This is a genomic window from Streptomyces argenteolus (genome assembly GCF_042902585.1).
GTDB lineage: Bacteria > Actinomycetota > Actinomycetes > Streptomycetales > Streptomycetaceae > Streptomyces > Streptomyces argenteolus.
This window is the reverse complement of sequence record NZ_JBIBEG010000003.1, coordinates 221,670-240,991: the sequence shown is the minus strand read 5'-3', so window position 1 is coordinate 240,991 and position 19,322 is coordinate 221,670. Positions and strand designations below refer to the sequence as shown.

Here is a 19,322-nt window from a genome sequence, read left to right as displayed (position 1 = left end):
CCTGCCGGTGATCCTCGCGCACGGGCCCGCGCGGGAGGGCCACCGGCAGTGCGGGGCCGCCGGAGCTAGACCATCGGGTCCATGCCGCGGTCGCGCATGGCGCTCTCCTGCTCGCTCTGCTCCCGCAGGCGGCGGGCCTTGTCCTGGAGGCGCTGCCGCTGCTCCGGGTCGGTGGCGCGTTCCGCCGCCTCGTTCAGTTCCTGCGCCTTGGCACGCAGCTGCTGGGCTCGGCCACCGGACTCACCTGCAACGCTCATGATCACTCCTGGATCTGTGGGGGAGCGGGACAGGATCAGCGAAGCAGCGCACCGGTCCGGCTGCATCTCGAGCGGCTGCGGGCGGCGTGCACACGGTGCCCCGTTCGGACCGCCCGTCCGGCACGTGTAGGTGCGAGGGTGTGGGGTAGTGGGTGCGGCGGTGCAGCACCGCCGTCCGACAGTGAGGAGAGGCGTCATGCCCGCAGGATCCAGCTCCAAGCGCGAGCGCCAGTACGAGCACATCAAGGAGAGCGCCGAGCAGCGCGGCACCTCCACGAAGCGCGCCAAGGAGATCGCGGCGCGCACGGTCAACAAGGAGCGGGCACGCTCCGGGGAGTCCCGCACCGCGAGCCGGACGTCCCTGAAGGATCCCAAGTCGGCTTCCGAGCGCGGTGGGCAGCGTTCCCACAGCGGCGCCCAGGGGCCCACGAAGGACCAGCTGTACGAGGAGGCGAAGAAGCGGAACGTCGAGGGCCGCTCGTCCATGAACAAGGAAGAGCTGCGCAAGGCCCTCGGGCGCTGAATCCCGGGACCGGCCCGCCGGGCGCCGTCTTCTAGGCTGGCGCCGTGAGCGACGACACCCGGCCGCTGGCCGTATTCGATCTCGACGGCACTCTCGCCGACAGTGGTCACCGGCAGCACTTCCTCGAAGGCCGGCGGCGGGACTGGGCGCGGTTCTTCGCCGCGGCTCCCGATGACCCTCCGCTGGCGGAAGGGGTGCGCCTCGCCCTGGACAGCGCGAAGGAGTGCGAGGTCGTGTATCTGACCGGCAGGCCCGAGCGGTGCCGGCGGGACACCCTCGCCTGGCTGGACGCGCAGGGGCTGCCCAAAGGCACCGTCCACATGCGCCGCGACGACGACCGGCGCCCGGCCCGCCGCACCAAGCTGGAGGTCCTGGAACGGCTGGGCCGGACCCGCGAGGTGCGGGTCCTCGTCGACGACGACGAGCTGGTGTGCGACGCGGCCGAACGCGCCGGATTCACCGTCGTACGCGCGCGCTGGGCCGTCACCCGGCCGGCGATGAAGCACGCACAGGAGCGCGAGGGACGCACGTGACCGGGGCCGGCCGGGCCGGCTGACGGCGGGGCCGCGTCTTCGAGGTCCCTGCGACGCGCCCGGCAGCGGCGTCCCACCGGGCGCGGCGGCCCGGCCCGGATCACCGGCCCCCGGTCAGGCCTTCTCGTCGAGCCGGAAGCCGACCTTGAGCCCCACCTGGTAGTGGGCGACGCGGCCGTCCTCGATGTGCCCGCGGACCTCGGTCATTTCGAACCAGTCGAGATTGTGCAACGTTTCGGCTGCTCTCGCGACGCCGTTCCGGATCGCCGCGTCCAGCCCCTGCTCGGAGGTTCCTACGATCTCGGTGACCCGGTAGGTGTGATTGGACATCTAATGTCTCCTTTCGTCATTCCACGGTGCCCTACTCCGTGAAGGACCGCGAGGTGTCGGACGTGCATCCGGCGCCGGCCGCGGGCTTGACCTGCTCATTGGTCCATACCAAACTCCGATCCACACACCCGTGCGAGCGCCGCCCGCAGTCCCCCCACCCGGGTCCTGTCATGTCGTCGTGCCGTTTCGCAGAAGGTGACCCCGTGAACATCCGCATACTGGCCGGAGCCGTCGCGCTCGTTTCCTCCGTCGCGCTGAGCGGCTGCGGCCATCTCCCCGGCTCGGGCGCCGACAGCAGCAAGGTCACGGTGTGGCTCATGAAGGGCAGCGCCTCCGAGAGCTTCCTCGACCGCTTCAAGGAGTCGTACGAGGCGGAGCACCCCTCGGTCGAACTGGAGTTCATCCTCCAGGAGTGGGGCGGCATCGGCCCCAAGGTGCTGAAGGCGCTGGAAGGCTCCGACGCGCCGGACGTCATCGAGGTCGGCAACACCCAGGTCGCCCAGTACGCGGAGAGCGGCGAACTGCGCGACCTCACCCTGGAATCGATCCGCGACCTGGGCGGCGAGGACTGGCTGCCGGGTCTCGCGGAGCCGGGCAAGGTCAACGGAGCGCAGTACGGGATTCCCTGGTACGCGGCCAACCGTGTCGTGATCTACAACAAGGACCTCTTCGCCCAGGCCGGGATCACCGAACTCCCCAAGACACGTGAGGAGTGGGTGGAGATCACCGAGCGGCTGAACGCCGCCGACCAGCAGGGCATCTACCTCGCGGGGCAGAACTGGTACGTACTCGCCGGCTTCATCTGGGACGAGGGCGGAGAACTGGCCGAGGAGGGCGGCGGCGAGTGGGAGGGCGCCCTGGACTCGCCCGCAGCGCTGCGGGGCATGGACTTCTACAAGAAGCTCCAGGCCCTCGGCAACGGCCCCAAGGACGCCGACGAGCAGTCGCCCCCGGAGACCGACGTCTTCGCCGAGGGAAACGTCGCCCAGATCGTCTCCGTGCCCGGCAGCGCGGCGCTCATCGAGCAGCAGAACCCCGAACTCAAGGGGAAGCTGGGCTACTTCCCCATCCCCGGCAAGACCGCGAAGACGCCGGGCGCCGTCTTCACCGGAGGCTCCGACCTGATCGTTCCCGAAGGCGCGGACCAGCGCGGCGAAGGCATCGAGGTCGTCAAGGCGCTCGCAGGCGAGAAGTGGCAGACGGAGCTCGCCCGGGCCATGAGCTACGTACCCAACAAGCCCTCCCTCGCGAGCGTGGTGGAGGGCCAGGAGGGCACCTCCGCCATGGCTCAGGGCGCCACCGAGGGCCGGGCCACCCCCAATTCGCCCTTCTGGCCCGCCGTCGAGGCGGACAACCCGATCAAGGCGTACATGACGGCGGTCCTGGAGGGCGGCGATCCGGCCGAGGAGGCACGCAAGGCCTCGGACCGCATCACCGCCAAGCTGATCACCGGCTGAGGCGCGGGCGGCGCCACCGAGAGCCGGGGATTCAGCCGTCGCACATCCCCGCGCTCCACAGCGGTCACGTCGAATCCAGCCGGTCACGGAAGAAGTAGGGGGCCGGGCTTCGCGCTCCGCGACAGCCCGGCAGCCGCCCTCGCTGATCCGTCCCCGGAGACCGCCATGACCGTGCTGCCCCTCGCCTCTCCCACCTCCCCGGCCACCGGCGTACCCGCCGGGCGGAAGGCCGCTGCCCCCGCTCCCTCGGGCTACCGGGTCTCGCTCGCCACCTGCCAGGACGACGTACGCGCCGCGCAGCGCCTGCGGCACCTCGTGTTCGCCGGAGAGCTCGGCGCCCGGCTGCGGAGTACCGAACCCGGCCTGGACAGCGACGCCTTCGACGCGTTCTGCGACCACCTCCTGGTGCGTGAGGAGGCCACCGGCGAGGTCGTCGCCACCTACCGCCTGCTGCCGCCCGAAGGCGCCCGGCTCGCCGGCGGACTCTACGCGGAGAGCGAGTTCGACCTCGGCCGGCTGGGCCCGATCCGCCACGACCTCGTCGAGGTCGGCAGGTCGTGCGTCCACCCCGCCCACCGCGACGGGGCCGTCATCGCCCTCATCTGGGCCGGACTGGCCCGCTACATGGAGCGCACCGGCCACAACTGGCTGGCGGGCTGCTGCTCCGTGCCCCTCGCCGACGGCGGCGCGCTGGCGGCCAGGACCTGGGACACCGTACGCACCCACAACCTCGCACCCGAGGAGTACTGGGTCACCCCGCACCGCCTCTGGGACACCTCGGGTCACCCCGAGGGGGGCGCGGCCGGCAGGGCCGGCCTGCCGCCCCTGCTGCGCGGCTACCTGCGGCTCGGCGCCTGGGTGTGCGGTGCCCCCGCCCACGACCCGGACTTCGGCGTCGCCGACCTCTACGTCCTGCTGTCCATGCGCCGTACCGACCCCCGCTACCTGCGCCACTTCCTCTCGCTGGCGCCGCTGCGATGAGTGCCTGGCTGCCCACCGCACCCTGCACCCCGCGCGACTGCGCCGGACACGAGGGCGCCGGCCGCATGCCACCGGTGGCCGCCGCCCTGCTCCTCGCCGGGTGCGCGCTCACCCTCCTCGGGGTGCTGTGCGTGCCCGTCGTGCGCCTCCTGGCGCCCGCCCGGCGCGACCGGCTGACACGGGTCTGGGCGTATGCCGTGGTGCGGGCCTTCGGCGTACGGATACGCGTCACCGGACGCCCGGTGGAGCCGGGCGACCCGCCCTCGGGCGAACTCGTCGTCGCCAACCACGTCTCGTGGCTGGACATCCCCCTCATCGCGGTCGTGCGCCCGGCCCGGATGGTCGCCAAGAGCGAGATACGCGGCTGGCCGCTGATCGGACGGATGGCCGCGCTCGGCGGGACGCTGTTCATCGAGCGGGACCGGCTCCGTGCCCTCCCGGGCGCGGTCCGGGCGCTCTCGGATGCCCTGGCCGCCGGATCGAGCGTGGCGGTCTTCCCGCAGGGCAGCACCTGGTGCGGCCGGAGCAGCGGCGGCCGTTTCCGGCCCGCCGCCTTCCAGGCGGCGATCGACGCCGGCGCCCCCGTGCGTCCGGTCCGCATCGGCTACCGCACGACGGAGACGGACGCCGCGGGGGCCGCCGCCTTCGTGGGGGACGACCCGCTCGCCGCATCACTGTGGCGGGTGGTCTCCGCCGCCGGGCTCACCGCCGAGATCCGCGTCCTGCCGCCGATCCCCGCCGGCAGCGAGCCCGACAGGCGTGCTCTGGCGCGGGCCGCTCAGTGCGCCGTCGCCAGCGACAGCGCGAACCGGCCCGCCGTGTCCGTCCACCACTGATCCAGCCGCAGGCCCGCCGCGGCCAGTTCCTCGCGCACCTTCTCCTCGCGGAACTTCGCGGAGATCTCCGTACGCAGTTCCTCGCCCTCCTCGAACTGGACCACGAGATCCAGCTCCCGGATCTTGACCGTCAGCGCCCGGCGGGCCCGCAGCCGCATCTCGATCCACTCGTTGTCCGCGTCCCACAGGGCCACGTGCTCGAAGTCGTCCGGCGGGAAGTCGGCTCCCAGCTCACGGTTGACCACCGTCAGCACGTTCTTGTCGAACGCGGCCGTGACACCGGCCGCGTCGTCGTACGCCGCGACGAGGGTGGCCTCGTCCTTCACCAGGTCCGTGCCGAGCAGCAGTGCGTCGCCGGGAGAGAGCCGTGCCCGCACGGACGCCAGGAACTCCGCGCGTTCCTCCGGCAGCAGATTGCCCAGCGTCCCGCCGAGGAACGCCACCAGCCGCGGGCCCGGACTGTCCGGGAGCTCCAGCACATGCGTGAAGTCGGCGACGAGCGCGTGCACCGAGAGTTCCGGCCGCTCGGCGAGCAGGGCCTCGGCTGCCCCCGCGAGGGCGCTCTCACTCACGTCGACCGGCACATAGGTGTGCAGCCCCGGCAGCGCGTCCAGCAGATGCCTGGTCTTCTCCGAGGACCCCGATCCCAGCTCGATCAGCGTCTTCGCGGTCGACGCCGCCGCGATCTCACCCGCGCGGGCGATCAGGATCTCCCGTTCCGCACGCGTCGGGTAGTACTCGGCCAGCCGGGTGATCTCCTCGAACAGGTCGCTGCCGTGCGCGTCGTAGAACCACTTCGGCGGCAGCGTCTTGGGTCGCGCGGTCAGACCGCTCCGCACGTCGGCGCGCAGCGCCGCGTCCGTCGCGTCCACCGGCAGGGTGCGGGTCAGCAGGAAGGGACTCACGCTGTGGGCTCCTTGAGCGGGGTCAGCAGAAGATCGGTGCGCGTGGCGGCCAGCAGGGTGCGGTCCGGGACCTCGCGCCAGTACGGATCGTCGTCGTACGGCTCGGAGGCCACCACCGTGCGGCGGCCCGGTTCGTGGAGATACCAGAGCGAGTCGCCCCAGGTGGTCGCCACGATGGTGGAACCGTCCGTGAGCAGCAGATTGAGGCGGGAACCAGGAGCGGCGGCGCCGACGTCGACCACCGTGTCGGCGACCGCCTGCGCTATCTCGTCACCCTCGGCCAGCCGGTGCAGCACGAGCGCCCAGATCAGCGCCGAGTCGCTGCGCGCCGCCAGGGTGAGCATCCGCTCGGGCGGCAGGGAACCGGCCAGGGGGGCCAGGGAGCCCGGCCAGCCGCGCACCGCCCCGTTGTGGCTGAAGAGCACTGGGCCCTCGGCGAACGGAGCGGCGGCGGCCTCCCCGTCCGCGCCGGCGAAGGTCGCGTCACGGACCGCGGCGAGCAGCGCCGTGCTGTGCACCACGCGGGCGAGGTCGGCGAAGGTCTCGTCGCCCCACACGGGTCCGCTCCGTCGGTAGCGGCCAGGTACGGGATCCCCCTCCGCGTACCAGCCGACGCCGAACCCGTCGGCGTTCACCGTGCCGTACCGCTGGCGCCGGGGCTCCCATGACTGGCGGACGAGACCGTGCGGGGGAGCGACGAGCAGTTCACCCAGGGCCACGGACGGTCCCAGATAAGCGATATGACGGCACATCAGGCATCCCTCGCCGTGCGGAAGCCGGAGAAGATCTGACGTCGCACGGGCAGGTCCCAGTTGCGGAACGTGCCCCGGCAGGCCACCGGATCCACGGCGAACGAACCCCCGCGCAGCACCTTGTGCGCGGAGCCGAAGAACACCTCCGAGTACTCACGGTACGGGAACGCGACGAAACCGGGGTAGGGCAGGAAGTCGCTCGACGTCCACTCCCAGACGTCGCCGATCATCTGGCCCGCGCCCGCCGGGGACCGGCCCGCGGCGTACGCTCCCGCGGCGGCCGGCCGCAGATGACGCTGCCCGAGGTTGGCGTGTTCGGGCGACGGGTCCTCGTCGCCCCAGGGGTAGCGCAGCGAACGCCCTGACGAGGGATCGTGGCGGGCGGCCTTCTCCCACTCGGGCTCGGTCGGAAGACGCCGCCCCGACCACCGGGCGTACGCGTCCGCCTCGTACCAGCTGACGTGCAGCACCGGTTCGTCCGCCCGTACGGGCTCGGTCACCCCGAAGCGCCGCCGGAGCCATTGACCGGCGTCCCGGTGCCAGAACAGCGGTGCGGTCAGGTCGTGTTCGCGGACCATCGCCCAGCCCTCGGGCGCCCACCAGCGTTCGTCGGTGTAGCCGCCGTCCTCGATGAAGCGCGCGTAGGCGCCACACGTGACCGGGGCGGTGTCGATGTGGAAGGAGGCCACGTCGCGCCGGTGCGCGGGCCGTTCGTTGTCCAGGGCCCACGGCTCGGTGGAGGTTCCCATGGTGAAGGGCCCTCCCGGGACGAGGACCTCGGCGGGCATCCGCACGCCGCCCTCGGGCTCAGGAGGTTCCGGCGCGGTGAGGACGGCCGGCCCCGACCGCAGCTGATGGGTGATCAGCATTGTCTCGTCGTGCTGCTGTTCGTGCTGGGCGACCATGCCGAAGGCGAAGCCGGAGCGTTCGAGCGGCCGGCCGTCGCCGCGCAGCGGAGCGCCGCCGAGGACGTCCAGGGCCCGGCCACGCACGTCGGAGGCGTACGCCCGTGCCTCGGCGGGGGCCAGCAGGGGCAGCGAGGGCCGGCTGGCCCGGGAGTGCTCGAAGGCGTCGTACAGCCCGTCGATCTCCGGGCGCAGCGCCTCGTGGCCGCCGACCGCCCTCAGCAGCCACAGCTCCTCCTGGTTGCCGATGTGCGCGAGGTCCCAGACCAGGGGCGACATCAAGGGGGAGTGCTGTGCGGTCAGGTCGCGGTCGTCCACGCTGTCGGTGAGCAGCGCGGTGCGTGCGCGAGCGGCGACGAGAGCGGCGAGGGCGCGCTCGCGCAGCGCCTCGGGGTCGTGCTCCCCTTCGGCGTGCGGAGTGGGAGTCTCGGTCATCGGACCAGGCCCTTTCCGTGCAGCGGCGCCGTTTCCGGGCCGGGCAGATCATCGGCGGGACATCGGCCACGGGCCACGTACCGGTCATGGAAGGCGGCGACCGTGTCCAGGACATGGCTGCTCGCCCCGATCCTGGGCAGCGCCTCCAGCGCGATCGTGAAGCAGGCCGCCGCGGCGGCGGCCAGCTCCGGATCGCTCAGTCCGTCCCGGGCGGCGGCCGTCCAGAGCGGGTTACGGGGCGCGGGCGGCAGGCCCGCGGTCTCGGCCAGCGGCTTCACGGTGCGGTACACGGTCTCTGCTGCCTCCGGGTCGTCGAACAGAGCGGTGGTGACGGCCAGCGGCACGAGCCAGCCGTCGGTGCCGGACTGGGCGTCGATCATGCGCAGCTCCAGATGCCCGCGCGGGCGCACGGGCGGGAACAGCGTGGTGACGTGGTAGTCGAGATCGGCCCGCACCGCGGGCCGGGGCCCGCCACCGCGGATCCAGTCCCGGAACGTCAGGCCCACGGGCGCGGCCCAGGGGGCGTCCCCGTTCCGGATGCACATGACGGACGTGTCCAGGGCGTGCGCGGCCCAGTCCTCGCGGGGCGACAGCCGGCTCCGCGGCGCGAGCGCCCTGGCCGGATCGAGATGCGTCCACAGGGCCTGCCGCGTCGAGCGCCAGCCCGTGCGCCGCCCCTGCCGGTACGGCGAATTGGCGAACGAGGCGACCAGTACCGCCCCCAGCAGATGCCCGAGCTGCCAGCGCCGCCCGTAGCCCAGCGGACCCGGCTCCTCCTCACCCGCGTCCAGGCAGACCTGGACGGAGGCGGAGGTGCACATCATGGCTCGGCCCGCGGGACCCGAGCGGTCCAGCGCGGCTTCCATGGCGGCGTAACGGGGCTCCCGCAGCAGACGGCGCGGGGACTGCCACGGATCGACACCGAGACCGGCGGGCGTGAGCCCGGCGCGGCCGAGGGTGTCGCGCACGGCGGCGAGATCGCTGGTCATGCTGTCCACGCACGCCATCAGGGAGCCCGCGGGCTGGGAGCTCAGCTCCAGCTGGCCTCCGGGCTCGAAGGTCAGGGCAGCGTCCAGCGGGGTCGCGCGCACGGCGTCGGCCGCGGCGCGGAGGCGGTCGTGGGAGACGGCGACCTCGGGATGTTCACGGTCGTGGATGAGCCATTCGAGCTCGACGCCGACCGTCCGGGGCGGTCCCGTCTTGAAACATATGCCGCGCAGTAGATCCTCCGCCTCCTCCTCGCCGAGGGGCGCCGCCTCTGCGTGCGGGCCGTGCTGGCCGAGTGTGTCCGGGGGCATGCTGGGCCTCCTCTTCGGGTGCTTCCCTCCCACCCAAACCCGTACTGCGACTTCGCACAAGGGTGCCCCTGAGCCACAGAAAACCGCTTGCGTCCATGCCGCCGGGGCGTCCAGCATGCCCCGTATGCACCACACGGGGGCGCGCCCATGAGCGCACGACTGCGCGGCATCGCGCGTGAGACGGAAGCCATCGTCCTGGCCGGGCGGTACCGAACGCCCGAGGGGCGGGAGGTGAGCATCGAGCGCGCCCTGGCCGCCGCCCTGTCCGGCACCCGGCTGTACGGGCCCGAGCCGGTGGCCGTCGCCGCCCTGGACACCACCCGCGACCTCACGATCGAGGTGACGGACGAGACGAGCCTCGCGGCCGCACACCGGATGGCCGGCGCTTCGGCCGCCAGGACGGCGGTGCTGAACTACGCCTCGGCCCGCAATCCCGGCGGGGGCTATCTGAACGGCGCGCAGGCCCAGGAGGAGTCGCTCTGCCGCGGCTCCGCGCTCCACGCCACGTTGCTGAGGGCCCCGGAGTACTACGCGCACCACCGCGCCGAGCGCAGCGCCTTCTACAGCGACCGGGTGATCCACTCACCCGGTGTGCCGGTCTTCCGCGACGACCGGGGACGGCTCCTGGACAGTCCGTACACGGTCGGATTCCTCACCTCGCCCGCGCCCAACGCCGGGGTCGTCCGCAGCCGGGAACCGGAGCTGGCCCACCGCATACCGGCCGCCCTGGCGAGCCGGGCCGAACGCGTCCTCGAAGTCGCCGCCGTCCGTGGGTACCGCCGTCTCGTGCTGGGTGCCTGGGGCTGCGGGGTCTTCATGAACGACCCGGCCGAGGTGGCGGGCGCCTTCCGCGCCCTGCTCACCGACGGCGGGCGCTTCGCGGGCCACTTCGAGCAGATCGTCTTCGGCGTCCCGGACCGTGACCCCCGGTCCGCCACCCGGGCGGCCTTCACCGCCGCCTTCGCCGGTCAGCTCCAGTCGTAACGCTCCCGCAGCCGCCCCACGACCAGGTCGAACCTGTCCCGGTCCAGCGCGCACGCCTCGCGTCGCATGCCGTCCTCGTGCACCCGCAGCACCCGGTCCAGATCCACCCACGACTGCCGTCCCGAGCTGTCCCAGGGGCCCGCCCCCAGCGCCACCCACTCGTGGTCCCCGGCGTGCTGCTTGCTGGACAACTGCACGGCCAGGAGTGTGCCCGTCTCCTCCCGGGCCACGACGAGAACCGGCCGGTCCTTGCCACGCCCGTCGTTCTCCTCGAACGGCACCCAGGTCCAGACGATCTCGCCCGGGTCGGGATCGCCGTCCCGGTCGGGGGCGTACGAGGTCCGGACGCGCCCCACCTCACGGGGCTCCGCCTGAGCGGTCGCGGTCGGACCGCTGCGGCCGGGAAAGTCGGTCGAACTGTCACTGCTGTGGTTCATGTGCTGGAACGTCATCACATCACCGTAGAACCTGTACGGCGCCGTCCGCGGAGCGGGTCGGTGCAACGGCCCTCAGGCTCCACCTCATGATCAGGTCCTCCTGGCCACCCGGCTCTCCCGGACCCCCACGGCCGCCGCACGCCTCCTGGCCACCCTGCCGGCCACGGTCCCTGGTGCGGCGTCAGCTCCGCGCCGGGGGCGGCTCTCGACCTCGGCCAGAGGTTCAGGTCCGCCGCCGGTTCCCATACGGTGCCGGCCCGGCTGCCTTACGCTCGCGGGCACCCGCCGGTACGACGACCTCCTGCACGGGAGCACGGCGTGACCCTCACCGTGCTCCCGGCCCGGCTTCGGGGACCCGAAGATCTGGCCGGTACTCGCCGGGCGCCGACACCACCGCAACGGGCCCCGGGCCGTGGGCACCACCGGCGTGTCTGGAAGACTGCCGCACGCCATGAGCCAGTTACCCGAGCAGCCCGCCGGCACCTCCGTACCGACCAGCGCCGACGTGGCGCGGCTCGCCGGAGTCTCCCGGGCCACCGTGTCCTACGTACTGAACAACAACACGACCGTACGCATCAGCGAATCGACCCGGGTCCGGGTCAGGGAGGCCGCGGCCGATCTCGGCTACGTCCCGCACGCGGCGGCACGGAGCCTGCGCGCCGGACACACCAGAATGGTGCTGCTGCCCGCCGCGCCCACCCCGGCAGGCCGCCCGCACGAGAGGTTCTTCACCGGCCTGGAGGCGGACCTGCGCCGCCTCGACTACACCGTCGTGCGGTACGGAAGCGTCGGCCTCGGCGCCGACGAGGCGGCCAGGGCATGGGCGGAACTGCGCCCCGTCGCCGTCGTCTCGCCCAGCGGCATCACCCTCACCCCGAAGGGCATAGGCGTCCTCACCCGCTCCGGCGCCAAGGCGGTGATCACCCTGGGCCCGCAGCCGGTCGACGGCGCGCACGCCCTCGTCATGGACCAGGAGGAGATCGGCGGCTGCGCGGTCCGGCACCTGCTGTCCCGCGGACGGCGCCGGATCGGCGTGGTCATACCCCAGGAGCCCGGCCTCGCCCCGTACGCCGCACCGCGTCTGGCCGGGGCGGTGCGCGCGGTGGAGGAGTCGAGCTCCGGCGCACGGGTCCAGCCGCTGCCGCTGCGTTTCGACGAGGCATCGGCCCAGGACCTCGCGGGCCGCTGGCGCGGGCTCGGCGTGGACGCGGTGTTCGCGTACGACGACGAGTACGCCATGCTCCTGATGCGGGCGCTGCAGGACGCCCGGGTCGCGATCCCCGCCGAGACGGCCGTCATCGGCGCCGGCGACCTGATGCTGTGCAGGCTCCTGCGGCCCAGGCTCAGCAGTGTCCGTACCGAACTGGCGACGGCTCAGCCACTGGCCGAGATGATCGACCGGCTGGTGCAGAACCCGGGCGGGGCTCCCGAGCGGCACGACCTGCTGCGGGCGGCGGCGGTGGGGCGCGAGTCCACCTGAGCGGGCGGGGCCGGGCCTCACGACGTGCGCCACCGGCGGCGGCTGTCTAGCGTCGTCGGCATGAGTCATCCGCAGAGCTACGAGATCCTGCTGTTCCCGGAGCCCGAGGACCCCGACGCCGGAGCTCCCGACCCGGTCACCGCCATCCGCTCCGCGGTCGTGGCGGCCACCGGCAGGACCGGCAGGTCGGGCTACCCGCGCTATGCCGGCGAAGGCCTGGAGGCGGACATCGACCCCGCCTCGCACACGGTGGAGGCCCTGCTCGTGGACGGACGCGAGCTGGACTACGGCCTCACGGTGAGGATCGCCGAGCGCATCGGCGGCAGGGAGGAACCGGAGCAGGACGGCGGGGCGGGGCAGCCGGCGCGGACAGGCGGAGGCGGGGACCCGGAGGCGGAGCGGACCGACGCGGGAGGGGAGCCGGGAGCGGAGCGCGGAGCGGACCCCGGCGACCGGCCCGGGAGCAGCTGAGCCGGCGCGCGCTGCGGGGAGCGTGGGCCGGCGCCGTGCGTGACGGCGCGCCGTGAGCGGCTCGTGCCGGCCGGTGCCGGGGGCCGTGCCCGTACATACGAAGGGCCCGGCCGATCGGCCGGGCCCTCGTCACCTGTGCCGCAGGTGTACAGGGACTACTGCTGCTCCTGCTGTGCCTGCTGCGCCTGCTTCTGCTCCTCGACCGACTTGCGTACCTCGTCCATGTCGAGGTTGCGCGCCTGACCGATGACGTCCTCGAGCGCTGCCTCGGGGAGCGCTCCGGGCTGCGAGAAGACCGCCACGTTGTCACGGACGATCATCAGCGTGGGGATGGACCGGATCTCGAAGGCCGCCGCCAGTTCCTGCTGCGCCTCCGTGTCGACCTTGGCGAAGACCAGGTCGGGGTGGCGCTCGGACGCCGCGTCGTAGACCGGGGCGAACTGCCGGCACGGACCGCACCAGGAAGCCCAGAAGTCGATCAGGAGGAATTCGTTGTCGCTGACGACCTGATCGAAGTTTTCCTTGGTGAGCTCTACGGTGCTCATACTCTGTTACCTCTCCCTGGGACCGTTCGGACCTGTCCGGCACAACGGTGACGTCTCTTGCGCTATTCCGCCTGCCCATGTGGCCGGGGGGCACACCCATGCCCACACTGTTCCCATGACTGATGCTGATCGTGCACAGAACGACGAATACGACGTGGTGGTCATCGGGGCGGGCCCGGTGGGAGAGAACGTGGCGGACCGGGCTCGGGCCGCCGGACTGAGCACAGCCGTGATCGAGTCGGAGCTCATCGGTGGTGAGTGCTCGTACTGGGCGTGCATGCCCAGCAAGGCGCTGCTGCGCCCGGTCGTGGCGCGCGCCGACGCGCGCCGGGTGCCGGGGCTGAGCGGCGCGGTGGGCGGACCCCTCGACGCGGACGCCGTCCTCGCCCACCGCGACGAGCAGACCTCCCACTGGAAGGACGACGGCCAGGTCGCCTGGCTGGACAGCATCGGCGCGGACATCTTCCGCGGCAAGGGCCGGCTGACCGGAACGCGCCAGGTGTCGGTGACCGCCGAGGACGGGTCGGAGCGGCACCTCACCGCGCGGCACGCCGTCGCCGTCTGCACGGGCAGCCGGGCCGTCGTGCCCGCGCTGCCGGGCCTCGCGGACGTACGCCCGTGGACCAGCCGCGAGGCGACCAGCGCCAAGGAGGTGCCCGGCCGGCTCGTCGTCGTGGGCGGTGGAGTGGTGGGCGTGGAGATGGCCACCGTCTGGCAGGGGCTCGGCGCCGAGGTGACGATGCTCGTCCGGGGCAAGCGGCTGCTTCCCAAGATGGAGCCGTTCGCCGGCGACCTGGTCGCCGAGGCCCTCACCGAGGCGGGCGCCCGGATCCTCACGGGGGTCTCGGCCAAGAGCGTACGCAGGGCGGGAGCCGACGGCCCGGTCACCGTCGAGCTGGACAACGGGGAGAGCCTGGAGACCGACGAGATCCTCTTCGCCACCGGCCGGGCTCCCCGCACGGACGACCTCGGCCTCGACACGGTGGGACTCACCCCCGGCTCCTGGCTCGCCGTGGATGACAGCTGCCTGGTGGAGGGCAGCGACTGGCTGTACGCGGTCGGCGACGTCAACCACCGCGCGCTGCTGACCCACCAGGGCAAGTACCAGGCCCGGATCGCGGGCGCCGCCATCGCGGCCCGCGCGCAGGAGACCCCTCTGCTGGAGACGGACCGCTGGGGCGCGCACGCGGCCACGGCCGACCACGCGGCGGTCCCGCAGGTGGTGTTCACGGACCCGGAGGCGGCCTCGGTCGGCCTGACACTCGCCGAGGCGGAAGCGGCCGGCCACCGGGTGCGCGCCGTCGACTACGACCTGGCGTCCGTCGCCGGGTCCGGCCTGTACGCGCAGGGATACACGGGCCGGGCGAGGATGGTCGTCGACCTGGACCGCGACATCCTGCTGGGCGTCACCTTCGTCGGCCCGGGCATCGGGGAACTGCTGCACTCCGCGACGGTCGCTGTCGCGGGCGAGGTGCCGATCGAACGCCTCTGGCACGCCGTGCCCGCGTACCCGACGATCAGTGAGGTGTGGCTCCGGCTGCTGGAGACGTACCGCGGCTGAGGAGAGAGCTGGTGCGGTCCGGGCGCGTGCCTGCGGCCGGTGCGGACGCTGCTGATCGGCGTCCGCCGTTCCTCCCGGATGCCGGCTGCGGCATCCTCCCCGGGCGCCGCGGCGCGAGGACGTCCTCACCGCAGCCGAGGCTGTGGGCGGGCATGTCCTCGCGCCGGCGGACGACCGGCAGGTGTGGGATGCCGCAGCTGATGGCCGGCAGCTGCGGCGGCCGGCCATCAGGTCTGGGGCGAGTCGGGATCGGGGGACCGATCTCCCGCACGGTGGGGCCGTGCGACTCGCTCCAGGGAGAGTTCTGCCGGGCGATCCTCGCCGGCGGCGTCAGGAGACCGACGGGATCTCGGTCTCTGCTCGGTGGCAGGCCCCGGTCAGGTGCGGGTCCAGCGTTGGTTGCTGCCGTTCGAGCAGGAGTAGAGCTGGATCAGGGTTCCGTTGGCGGTGCCGGTCCCTACGGCGTCGAGGCAGAGGCCGGACTGGACGCCGACGATGGTTCCGTCGGAGTTGAGGCGCCACTTCTGGGTGTCGCCACCCCAGCAGCTGTAGATCTGGACTTTGGAGCCGTTGGCGGTGCCGGCGGCGTCCAGGCACTTGTTGCCGTAGACCCTGAGCTCTCCTGCGTCGGTGTACGCCCACTGCTGGTTGGTGCCACTGTGGCAGTCCCAGAGCTGGAGCTGGGTGCCGTCGGTGGTGCTGGAGCTGGGCACGTCCAGGCAGCGGCCCGAACCGACGCCCTTGATCTGTCCGGAACCCGCGGGGGGCGTCGTGGTACCGCCGTTGAGCGCGTTGAGGACGGCGGTGTAGGCCGACTTCTTGCTGCCGTCGCCGTTGAACAGCAGCGGTGTCTGGTCCGAGCGCCATGAGTCGGTGTCGCGCACGCCCCAGACGGTGATGCCGAGACAGCGCGGGACGGCCAGGCAGTCGTTGGTCACGTTGGCGTAGGTCGAGGCCGGGGCGCCCTGGATGTCGAGCTCGGTGACGGCCACGTCGACGCCGAGTGCGGCGAAGTTCTGAAGGGTGGTGCGGAAGTTGCTGTTGTACGGGCTGCCGCTGTTGAAGTGCGACTGGAAGCCGACGCAGTCGATCGGGACGCCGCGCTGCTTGAAGTCCCGGACCATGTTGTACATGGCCTGGGTCTTGGCCCAGGTCCAGTCCTCGACGTTGTAGTCGTTGTAACAGAGCTTCGCGGCCGGGTCGGCTGCGCGGGCGGCACGGAAGGCGACCTCGATCCAGTCGTTGCCGGACCGCTGCAGGTTGGAGTCACGCCGGGCTCCTGAACTGCCGTCGGCGAAGGCCTCGTTCACGACGTCCCACTGAGCGATCTTGCCCTTGTAGTGGGCCATCACGCCGTTGATGTGGTCGACCATCGCCTGGCGCAGTGTGCTCCCGCTCAGGCTCTGCATCCAGCCCGGCTGCTGGGAGTGCCAGGCCAGGGTGTGGCCACGCACCTGCTTGCCGTTCTGCACCGCCCAGTTGTAGACGCGATCGGCGGCGGTGAAGTTGAACTGCCCCCGCTGCGGTTCGGTGGCGTCGATCTTCATCTCGTTCTCGGCCGTCACCGAGTTGAACTCGCGGTTCGCGATCGTCGTGTACGTCGAGTCGCCCAGCTTGCCCGAGGCGATGGCGGTACCGAAGTAGCGGCCGCTCTGCGCCGCTGCGGCGCCGAGCGTGCTTTCGGCGGCGTGTGCGCTCGGGGGTACGGCCAGTGCGGCGACCGCACCGAGTGCACTGACGAGCAACGCCAGCAGCAGGCTGCGGGTTCTCCGGCGGAGTGAGGATCCGGGAAGGGCGTACGAGCCCATGACTGTGCCTCCAAGGTGGACATCACGGAAGGACTGAAGCGCGGGGGATTACGTCGTTCTCTCCTGTGCGGCGGACGGATGGACAGGCGGGCGGACCGGCAGGCGCACAGCACACGGGGCGGACCTGCGCCTGGACAGCATCAATTCCTGACGGCGTGTGGTTCGGAGTGTCGAACTGTGGCCGGTTTCTCGACAGGAATGATTGAGGCATTGACGATGCATCGTCAATGCTCCGCACAAGAAAAGTTTTTGTCCCTACTCCGAAACTTTCGAATCTTCAGGAGTCGAATTCCGCCGCCGGTGCCGTCGCCGTCCGACGCCGTGGAGCTGGGTCCAGGGCGGATGTCCGGACGCCTCTCCCGAAGCTTTCGTCCTCCCTGCGGCGCGGTCGGGCCGGCGTGCGGTGCTGCGAACTCCGAAGTTGTTCCGGCCGGCTCGATGCGTCGGCCATCCGGGGAGGGGGGAGTGTTCGCGGGGTGGGCGGTGAGCCTGGGTACGGGTGGCCGGGAGATCCGACTGCCGGTAGCTGCTGTTTCTTCGCAGCCTGTGACCTGGCGTTTCCTCGATCGGGTCGAGGGGTGCCTGCATGCGTAACCTCGTGCGTCGGCGCTCCGCCCGGAACGTGGCGGAGCCCGCCAGGTCTGCGCCGTGCGGCCCGCAGGGCGTGCGCCGGCCTCGACGAGCAGGTCGGCGGTGCCCGTGCCGGGGACGGGTTCCGCCCGTCGCCGCGCGGGGGGAAGTGGTACGCCGGTCCGTGCCGCAGGCCCGGGAGCCGCATCGCGGTGCGGTGCCGGCGTGAGCCCTGTGGCGTGTGGGTGGCACCCCCTGCCTCCGCTTCTGTGCCCTCCCGGGCGCGACGCGACCGTCGGTCCGTGGGGCGGGCGGCCTCCGGTCCATGGGTTCCCCGTACATGTTTCGGTATTCAAAGCGACACTTGCGAGAAGTATTGACGTGGTTCACCGGCTCCCTATCATTAGGGTCGCTCGATACTTCGACAGCTGTTCGAAATAACGAACACTTCGAATCGCTCCACCGCACAGCAGGGTGATGCCGGGTCACGCCGTCCGAACGTGATGACGCGAGGAGTTGTCCGCTTCTATGTCATGACCTCGACAATGCCCAGACATCGCTCTCTTCGCCCCCTGCCATCAGGGCGCTCGGTCGTCCGCGCCTCCCCCTCCGCACGTAGGTCGCCCGGAGGCGCCGGGCGACGCCGGGCTTCCGGACGTACGAGAAGGGCCGGGGGACACAAGCGGTGTGCCGCGGTGCTCACACACCACTGCACATCGCCCCACACCGACAGTCCGGGCAACCTCCGACGAGGCCAACCGGAGTCGCCTGATCAAGGTTGAGGTAGCCCATGCACAGAGGAAGTTTCCGCCGCAGGCATCCGTCCGCGGCGCTCGCGGCCGTCGTCGCGGCCCTGGCCGCCTTGGCGGCGATGCTCGTCGCCCACCCGGCTCAGGCGGCTGCCAGTGGTGCGTTGCGCGCTGCTTCGGGCCGGTGTCTCGACGTACCGGGCGCCGTTCAGACCGACGGCACGTACCTGCAGATCTACGACTGCTGGAACGGAACCAACCAGCAGTGGACGTTCACGGACGCCAACCAGCTGACCGTGTACGGCAACAAGTGCCTGGACGTGCCAGGTCACGCCACCACAGCCGGCACCCGGGTGCAGATCTGGGGCTGCTCAGGCGGCGCGAACCAGCAGTGGCGGGTGAACACCGACGGCACGGTCGTCGGAGTGGAGTCCGGGCTGTGCCTGGAGACCGCGGGCGGCGGCACGGCCAACGGCACGGCCGTGCAGCTGGGGACGTGCAACGGCGGCAGCAACCAGAAGTGGTCCGGTCTGACCGGGACGCCGCCGACGGGGGGCACGTGTGCTCTTCCCTCGACGTACCGCTGGACGTCGACGGGCGTGCTGGCCCAGCCTGCGAACGGGTGGGCCGCGGTGAAGGACTTCACCACCGTCACGCACAACGGCAAGCACCTGGTCTATGCCTCGAACGTGTCGGGATCGTCGTACGGCTCGATGGTGTTCAGTCCCTTCACGAACTGGTCGGACATGGCATCGGCCGGCCAGACCGGAATGAACCAGGCCGCGGTGGCCCCCACGCTGTTCTACTTCGCGCCCAAGAACATCTGGGTGCTGGCGTACCAGTGGGGTGCGTCCCCCTTCATGTACCGCACGTCGAGCGACCCCACGAACCCCAACGGCTGGTCCTCCCCGCAGTCCCTGTTCACCGGGAGCATCTCCGGTTCGGACACCGGCCCGATCGACCAGACCCTGATCGCCGACGGCCAGAACATGTACCTGTTCTTCGCCGGTGACAACGGCAAGATCTACCGGGCCAGCATGCCGATCGGGAACTTCCCGGGCAACTTCGGATCGTCGTACACGACGATCATGAGCGACACGAAGGCCAACCTCTTCGAGGGCGTCCAGGTCTACAAGGTCCAGGGCCAGAACCAGTACCTCATGATCGTCGAGGCGATGGGCGCGAACGGGCGCTACTTCCGTTCCTTCACGGCCTCCAGCCTGAACGGGTCCTGGACACCGCAGGCCACCAGCGAGAGCAACCCCTTCGCGGGCAAGGCCAACAGCGGCGCCACCTGGACCAACGACATCAGCCACGGTGACCTGGTCCGCAACAACCCCGACCAGACCATGACCATCGACCCCTGCAACCTCCAGTTCCTCTACCAGGGCAAGGACCCCAACGCGGGCGGCGAATACAACCGGCTGCCCTGGCGGCCGGGCGTGCTCACCCTGCAACGCTGACCTTCCCGATGCACGGTGACCGTGGTGGGGTGCGGGCGGTAG

At 71.6% G+C, this 19,322-nt stretch carries 19 protein-coding genes; 10 read left to right on the top strand and 9 right to left on the bottom strand.

The features are described 5' to 3' along the window. Positions 1-65 precede the first annotated feature (65 nt). Positions 66-257: a DUF6381 family protein gene (locus tag ACFY8O_RS13615; protein ID WP_145805255.1), complete on the bottom strand. Its 192-nt coding sequence runs from the start codon at positions 255-257 to the stop codon at positions 66-68. A 196-nt stretch (positions 258-453) separates the two neighbouring features. On the opposite strand from ACFY8O_RS13615, the gene ACFY8O_RS13610 reads away from it, so the two are divergent. Both ACFY8O_RS13610 and ACFY8O_RS13605 read left to right on the top strand, forming a co-directional pair. Next, positions 454-780, top strand: a complete 327-nt coding sequence (locus tag ACFY8O_RS13610; RefSeq protein WP_145805253.1) for a plasmid stabilization protein — start codon at positions 454-456, stop codon at positions 778-780. Between the two features lie 44 nt (positions 781-824). Further along, positions 825-1,313 carry a phosphatase domain-containing protein gene (locus tag ACFY8O_RS13605; RefSeq protein ID WP_387901569.1) on the top strand — a complete coding sequence of 163 codons (489 nt, stop codon included), beginning with the start codon at positions 825-827 and terminating at the stop codon, positions 1,311-1,313. 114 nt (positions 1,314-1,427) lie between these two features. Here ACFY8O_RS13605 and ACFY8O_RS13600 read toward each other — a convergent pair whose 3' ends face one another. Continuing rightward, positions 1,428-1,643, bottom strand: coding sequence for a dodecin (locus tag ACFY8O_RS13600; RefSeq protein WP_387901566.1), 216 nt, complete (start codon positions 1,641-1,643; stop codon positions 1,428-1,430). A 203-nt stretch (positions 1,644-1,846) separates the two neighbouring features. On the opposite strand from ACFY8O_RS13600, the gene ACFY8O_RS13595 reads away from it, so the two are divergent. From ACFY8O_RS13595 to ACFY8O_RS13585, 3 genes are all read left to right on the top strand, one after another. Continuing rightward, positions 1,847-3,100, top strand: coding sequence for an extracellular solute-binding protein (locus ACFY8O_RS13595; RefSeq protein WP_145805247.1), 1,254 nt, complete (start codon positions 1,847-1,849; stop codon positions 3,098-3,100). Between the two features lie 165 nt (positions 3,101-3,265). Further along, the gene (locus tag ACFY8O_RS13590) at positions 3,266-4,081 is read left to right on the top strand and encodes a GNAT family N-acetyltransferase (protein WP_387901563.1); all 816 of its coding nucleotides are present in this window, start codon (positions 3,266-3,268) and stop codon (positions 4,079-4,081) included. Further along, on the top strand, positions 4,078-4,917 hold the full coding sequence (locus tag ACFY8O_RS13585; RefSeq protein ID WP_387901561.1) for a lysophospholipid acyltransferase family protein: 840 nt from the start codon (positions 4,078-4,080) through the stop codon (positions 4,915-4,917). The genes ACFY8O_RS13590 and ACFY8O_RS13585 overlap by 4 nt, the downstream gene beginning before the upstream one ends. On the opposite strand, the gene egtD is transcribed toward ACFY8O_RS13585, so the two are convergent. Genes egtD through egtA form a run of 4 tightly spaced genes read right to left on the bottom strand, consistent with a single transcriptional unit; the run spans position 4,860 to position 9,212 of the window. After that, on the bottom strand, positions 4,860-5,822 hold the full coding sequence (egtD, locus tag ACFY8O_RS13580; protein ID WP_387901559.1) for an L-histidine N(alpha)-methyltransferase: 963 nt from the start codon (positions 5,820-5,822) through the stop codon (positions 4,860-4,862). The two genes, ACFY8O_RS13585 and egtD, sit on opposite strands and share 58 nt — an antisense overlap. After that, positions 5,819-6,574: an ergothioneine biosynthesis protein EgtC gene (gene egtC / locus ACFY8O_RS13575; protein ID WP_387901557.1), complete on the bottom strand. Its 756-nt coding sequence runs from the start codon at positions 6,572-6,574 to the stop codon at positions 5,819-5,821. Before egtC ends, egtD begins: the two co-directional genes overlap by 4 nt. Next, the gene (egtB, locus tag ACFY8O_RS13570; RefSeq protein WP_387901554.1) at positions 6,574-7,914 is read right to left on the bottom strand and encodes an ergothioneine biosynthesis protein EgtB; all 1,341 of its coding nucleotides are present in this window, start codon (positions 7,912-7,914) and stop codon (positions 6,574-6,576) included. The genes egtC and egtB overlap by 1 nt, the downstream gene beginning before the upstream one ends. Then, entirely contained in the window at positions 7,911-9,212 is a 1,302-nt protein-coding gene (egtA, locus tag ACFY8O_RS13565; protein WP_387901551.1) for an ergothioneine biosynthesis glutamate--cysteine ligase EgtA, read from the bottom strand. Before egtA ends, egtB begins: the two co-directional genes overlap by 4 nt. 147 nt (positions 9,213-9,359) lie before the next feature. Here egtA and ACFY8O_RS13560 point away from each other — a divergent pair, with 147 nt between their 5' ends. Beyond that, on the top strand, positions 9,360-10,196 hold the full coding sequence (locus ACFY8O_RS13560) for a TIGR02452 family protein (RefSeq protein WP_387901549.1): 837 nt from the start codon (positions 9,360-9,362) through the stop codon (positions 10,194-10,196). Here ACFY8O_RS13560 and ACFY8O_RS13555 read toward each other — a convergent pair. Further along, a complete protein-coding gene (locus ACFY8O_RS13555) occupies positions 10,181-10,648 on the bottom strand; it encodes a type II toxin-antitoxin system PemK/MazF family toxin (RefSeq protein ID WP_387901546.1) in 468 nt (155 codons plus the stop codon). The genes ACFY8O_RS13560 and ACFY8O_RS13555 overlap by 16 nt on opposite strands. A 436-nt stretch (positions 10,649-11,084) precedes the next feature. Here ACFY8O_RS13555 and ACFY8O_RS13550 point away from each other — a divergent pair, with 436 nt between their 5' ends. Both ACFY8O_RS13550 and ACFY8O_RS13545 read left to right on the top strand, forming a co-directional pair. After that, complete coding sequence (locus tag ACFY8O_RS13550; protein WP_387901544.1) at positions 11,085-12,113, top strand: LacI family DNA-binding transcriptional regulator; 1,029 nt, start codon at positions 11,085-11,087, stop codon at positions 12,111-12,113. A 60-nt stretch (positions 12,114-12,173) separates the two neighbouring features. Next, entirely contained in the window at positions 12,174-12,584 is a 411-nt protein-coding gene (locus ACFY8O_RS13545) for a hypothetical protein (RefSeq protein WP_387901542.1), read from the top strand. A 155-nt stretch (positions 12,585-12,739) separates the two neighbouring features. Here ACFY8O_RS13545 and trxA read toward each other — a convergent pair whose 3' ends face one another. Then, complete coding sequence (gene trxA, locus ACFY8O_RS13540) at positions 12,740-13,129, bottom strand: thioredoxin (RefSeq protein WP_145805228.1); 390 nt, start codon at positions 13,127-13,129, stop codon at positions 12,740-12,742. Between the two features lie 115 nt (positions 13,130-13,244). Here trxA and ACFY8O_RS13535 point away from each other — a divergent pair, with 115 nt between their 5' ends. Beyond that, positions 13,245-14,690: a dihydrolipoyl dehydrogenase family protein gene (locus ACFY8O_RS13535; protein WP_387901539.1), complete on the top strand. Its 1,446-nt coding sequence runs from the start codon at positions 13,245-13,247 to the stop codon at positions 14,688-14,690. Between the two features lie 377 nt (positions 14,691-15,067). On the opposite strand, the gene ACFY8O_RS13530 is transcribed toward ACFY8O_RS13535, so the two are convergent. Continuing rightward, complete coding sequence (locus tag ACFY8O_RS13530; RefSeq protein ID WP_387901536.1) at positions 15,068-16,498, bottom strand: endo-1,4-beta-xylanase; 1,431 nt, start codon at positions 16,496-16,498, stop codon at positions 15,068-15,070. A gap of 1,360 nt (positions 16,499-17,858) precedes the next feature. On the opposite strand from ACFY8O_RS13530, the gene ACFY8O_RS13525 reads away from it, so the two are divergent. After that, positions 17,859-19,280: a non-reducing end alpha-L-arabinofuranosidase family hydrolase gene (locus ACFY8O_RS13525; RefSeq protein ID WP_145805224.1), complete on the top strand. Its 1,422-nt coding sequence runs from the start codon at positions 17,859-17,861 to the stop codon at positions 19,278-19,280. Positions 19,281-19,322: the final 42 nt, after the last annotated feature.

Coding starts and splice junctions, on each gene's coding strand:
- ACFY8O_RS13615 (WP_145805255.1), bottom strand. CDS start 257: ATGAGCGTTGCAGGTGAGTCCGGTGGCCGAGCCCAGCAGCTGCGTGCC.
- ACFY8O_RS13610 (WP_145805253.1), top strand. CDS start 454: ATGCCCGCAGGATCCAGCTCCAAGCGCGAGCGCCAGTACGAGCACATC.
- ACFY8O_RS13600 (WP_387901566.1), bottom strand. CDS start 1,643: ATGTCCAATCACACCTACCGGGTCACCGAGATCGTAGGAACCTCCGAG.
- ACFY8O_RS13590 (WP_387901563.1), top strand. CDS start 3,266: ATGACCGTGCTGCCCCTCGCCTCTCCCACCTCCCCGGCCACCGGCGTA.
- ACFY8O_RS13585 (WP_387901561.1), top strand. CDS start 4,078: ATGAGTGCCTGGCTGCCCACCGCACCCTGCACCCCGCGCGACTGCGCC.
- egtC (WP_387901557.1), bottom strand. CDS start 6,574: ATGTGCCGTCATATCGCTTATCTGGGACCGTCCGTGGCCCTGGGTGAA.
- egtB (WP_387901554.1), bottom strand. CDS start 7,914: ATGACCGAGACTCCCACTCCGCACGCCGAAGGGGAGCACGACCCCGAG.
- egtA (WP_387901551.1), bottom strand. CDS start 9,212: ATGCCCCCGGACACACTCGGCCAGCACGGCCCGCACGCAGAGGCGGCG.
- ACFY8O_RS13560 (WP_387901549.1), top strand. CDS start 9,360: ATGAGCGCACGACTGCGCGGCATCGCGCGTGAGACGGAAGCCATCGTC.
- ACFY8O_RS13555 (WP_387901546.1), bottom strand. CDS start 10,648: ATGACGTTCCAGCACATGAACCACAGCAGTGACAGTTCGACCGACTTT.
- ACFY8O_RS13550 (WP_387901544.1), top strand. CDS start 11,085: ATGAGCCAGTTACCCGAGCAGCCCGCCGGCACCTCCGTACCGACCAGC.
- ACFY8O_RS13545 (WP_387901542.1), top strand. CDS start 12,174: ATGAGTCATCCGCAGAGCTACGAGATCCTGCTGTTCCCGGAGCCCGAG.
- trxA (WP_145805228.1), bottom strand. CDS start 13,129: ATGAGCACCGTAGAGCTCACCAAGGAAAACTTCGATCAGGTCGTCAGC.
- ACFY8O_RS13535 (WP_387901539.1), top strand. CDS start 13,245: ATGACTGATGCTGATCGTGCACAGAACGACGAATACGACGTGGTGGTC.
- ACFY8O_RS13530 (WP_387901536.1), bottom strand. CDS start 16,498: ATGGGCTCGTACGCCCTTCCCGGATCCTCACTCCGCCGGAGAACCCGC.
- ACFY8O_RS13525 (WP_145805224.1), top strand. CDS start 17,859: ATGCACAGAGGAAGTTTCCGCCGCAGGCATCCGTCCGCGGCGCTCGCG.